Here is a 715-nt window from a genome sequence, read left to right on the forward strand (position 1 = left end):
CGACGGCAGCGAGGAGTACCTCGACTCGGAGAAGTACCAGCTCAGGGCACGCGACTGGGACGCCGCCGCCCGCGAGGGACGCACCATCGCCCCCCTGATCACCCGCCTCAACGACATCCGGCGCCGCAGCCCGGCACTGCACCGCCTGCGCGATCTCCACTTCCACCGGGCCGACCAGGACGCGGTGATCGCGTACTCGAAGCGGGGCGGTTCGAACACGGTTCTGGTGGTCGCCAACCTCGACCCCCACCACACCCGCGAGGCCACGGTCTCGTTGGACATGCCGCAACTCGGCCTGGACTGGCACGAGTCGGTGCCGGTGCGCGACGAGCTCACCGGCGAGACCTATCACTGGGGCAGGGCCAACTACGTGCGACTCGAACCGGGTGTGAGGCCCGCGCATGTCTTCACCGTCCTGCGACCGTCCAACCCGCAGATCGGAGGGTCACCCATACAATGATCGTCAACGAACCCGTTCCGGACACCTTCGAGGACACCCCGGCCAAGGACCGCGACCCCGACTGGTTCAAGCGCGCCGTCTTCTACGAGGTTCTCGTCCGTTCCTTCCAGGACAGCAACGGCGACGGCGTCGGCGACCTCAAGGGCCTGACCGCGAGGCTCGACTACCTGCAATGGCTCGGCGTGGACTGCCTGTGGCTGCCACCGTTCTTCCAGTCCCCCCTCAGGGACGGCGGCTACGACGTCTCCGACTACA

The 715-nt window shown here is 67.6% G+C and carries 1 protein-coding gene and 1 pseudogene; both read left to right on the forward strand.

Annotated elements, in window-relative coordinates; all coding sequences use genetic code 11:
• Positions 1-460 (forward strand): annotated as a pseudogene (locus JS756_RS35920) (DUF3459 domain-containing protein); the annotation flags it as partial.
• Positions 457-715 (forward strand): alpha-amylase family glycosyl hydrolase (locus JS756_RS35925; protein WP_240204882.1); only part of this gene is annotated, 259 nt, incomplete at its 3' end. The pseudogene JS756_RS35920 and the gene JS756_RS35925, both read left to right, overlap by 4 nt.

Origin of the sequence: Streptomyces actuosus, from assembly GCF_016921115.1 — a bacterium.
In the GTDB taxonomy this organism is placed as follows: Bacteria; Actinomycetota; Actinomycetes; order Streptomycetales; family Streptomycetaceae; genus Streptomyces; species Streptomyces actuosus_A.